The organism is Bacillus sp. AFS001701, assembly GCF_002559405.1.
Taxonomy (GTDB): domain Bacteria; phylum Bacillota; class Bacilli; order Bacillales; family Bacillaceae_G; genus Gottfriedia.
Window position 1 is genome coordinate 1 of record NZ_NTZO01000452.1, and the last position, 2,830, is coordinate 2,830.

2 protein-coding genes are annotated in these 2,830 nt (G+C 31.3%); both read right to left on the minus strand.

Annotation, left to right across the window (positions count from 1 at the left end):
• The coding region (locus CN514_RS21000; protein ID WP_141529457.1) for a PIG-L deacetylase family protein at window positions 1-923 on the minus strand (923 nt) is incomplete at its 3' end.
• A 79-nt stretch (window positions 924-1,002) separates the two neighbouring features.
• Window positions 1,003-2,733 carry an ABC transporter ATP-binding protein gene (locus CN514_RS21005; RefSeq protein ID WP_286141782.1) on the minus strand — a complete coding sequence of 577 codons (1,731 nt, stop codon included), beginning with the start codon at window positions 2,731-2,733 and terminating at the stop codon, window positions 1,003-1,005.
• Between the last annotated feature and the right edge of the window lie 97 nt (window positions 2,734-2,830).

Genomic DNA, 2,830 nt, shown 5'->3' on the forward strand with positions numbered 1-2,830 from the left:
GAATAAATATTTAGCTTATCAATTTTTTTATATTTTTTAAGAACATGAAGTTTCCTATTTTCAGATAATATTGATTTTTCAATCAATTCTTCCTCAACTAGTGAAAGGTTAGCTTGCCGAATTGCTTCCCCCTGTAGATAGAATTGTTCCACGTCTTGTGATTTATGTTCAGCTAACATTTTTCTCTTAAGATTACGCTCCTCTCCTGAAATATCAATTTTTATTTCCTCAGAGCTAACTAACTCTGAATTTGGAAACTTAACATCAATAGATCCTAATGGCTGAATATCATTGTATTCAGTCCATTCAAAAACATTAGTGTATTCCATTTTTTCACATACAGACTTAACAACAAAGCTTGTCATATCATGATCTCTATGGCCACCCTCTATACAATGAACATAAATCCGCTTTGGTTTTAAATCCTGGATTAACATAAAAATATCTTCGGACATATTTTCAATATACCTATGTGTGCCCCTATCAGGATACCCTAAGCAAAACATATCCTTTTCTAAAATGTTTATTAGTGATAACCCTTGGACCGCCTCTGAGAATCTAGTATATGATTTTTCTTTGGATTTGCTTAAACTTAAATTCCAGCTTTCACGGCCATAACCTGTCCCATTTGTAGTATATATAACTTTAACCCGATCCCCATTTAAACTATGACGATGTAACGTAGTTCCTAAACCTAACACCTCATCATCTTGATGTGCAGCGAAAACTAAAACGTCGACATCCCCTTTATATTCTTGTGGCATCCTACGTCCTAACATTTTATTTGGATATCGATATAGACCTCGAATATTCTCTACTAGCTTTATTACATGATCATTAAAAACAATTTTAAGTATACCTATAATAATATTTATTAACATCTTAGGAGCTGCATTTATAGTTATTTTAATTATTGATTCCAATCTATTCACTCCCCTAATTATAGTACCTACGTAGAATTTACCAAATTCGTAAAATAGATGCTTTACATAATGGAGTTACTCAAATTACTGATTGGTCTAACTTTCTTTCAATAGTAGTTAATTTGCCTTTATTTATTTTGAACACTATATCACAATTTTCAATTGTGGTTAGTCTATGAGCAATGATTATTAAAGTCTTTTCACCTTTTAATTTATCAATAGCTGCAATAATTTCTTTTTCGGTTTCATTGTCTAAAGCCGATGTAGCTTCATCCATAAAAATAATTTCAGGATTATGGTATAGAGCTCGAGCAATACCGATTCGTTGACGTTGACCGCCGGAGAGTCTTACTCCTCTTTCTCCAACCGCTGTTTCTAACTTATCAGGTAGAGACTCCACGAATTCCTTTAACTGTGCTTGCTCTAGCGCTTTCCAAACAGCATGATCATCAATTTGATCATTTGGTATTCCAAAGGCAATATTCCCTCTTACGGTATCATCCGACAGAAAAATTGATTGGGGTATATACCCAATATTTTTTTGCCATTTAGGACCAAGTTGGTGTATTTCAGTTCCATCTACTGAAACAGTTCCTTTTTCAGGACGAAACAGTCCAAGTATAATATCTACTAATGTTGTTTTTCCAGCACCTGACTCACCAATAAAAGCTATGGATTGTCCAATTGGAATTGTTAAAGAAATATCTTTAATTGAATAGTCATTTTGATTAGGATATTTAAAAGAGATGCCTTTCAAATCAATAGAATCATTGAAAATTCGCTCTCCAGCATTAGTAAATTCTACTTTATAATCTTTATTTTCTATTGTCTCATAATTAATAGACTCTTCTTTATTCGTAAATAAATCCTCATAAATTACCGATAAAGCTGGTTGATTAAATCGAATGGCCGCAATCATAGCAATTACACGGTTAATTGAAGGCATTAGTCTAAATGCTGCCATAGCAAACAAAGCCATCGTCGATACAATTGTTGATAAATTAGTTCCTTCGAAAATAATGACAAGCATAATAATAAGAACGATTGATACGATTAATGTTTCAATAAATAGTCTTGGTACTTGATCAAACATCATTATGCCACGTTTAATAACGGCACTTTTTTTACTATATACTGAATACGACTCTACAAAGAAGTCCTCTTTTCCTGATACTTTTACTTCTTTACTTGCCCCTAATCCTTGATTAACCCACTTAATCATCATGCCATTAGCATGTTGCAAACCTTTCCCCATCTCGCTCATTTTTTTACGATAAGCTTTTAAAAATAAATAAACGCTTCCGCTTAATAAAACAGACGCAACTATTGTCGCCACCGGACTAGTTATTAATAATAAAACTAATATACAGAAAATTACGAGGAGTTCTGTAAACAACAAAAACCCAGATATAATGATTTGTTGAAATACTTTGGATACTTCTTCATTTACATTTCTTAATAATAATGCAGTATTTCTTTGCAAATGAAATGCATAAGGTTTTTTCAAGTATTCATTAAATAACATTCTTGATAGTTTAATTTGTTGATTCATAATAACCCTATTCTGACAGTATTGAAAAAATAGAATATCGGAATTTTTTATTATATAAATAAAAAGTAAAACAAAAACCGAAAAAATCAAAAAGGAAGTGGTAGATTTAAAACCAATTAAATTGTACAAATATTTTAAGATTGCTTGTTCTTTTATAATTGTTGGATTTGTTACGATCCCGACAAACGGAACAATTAATCCAATTCCTACTGTTTCGAACATTGCAGATATGATCATCATAAAAAATAAAATTAACAACTTTTTCTTTTCCTTTTTATTAAAGAGCATTAATAATTTTTTAAAAGTATCGCCCAATTTCCTTCCACAACCTTTTCTGGGAATTTCCTATTAACTA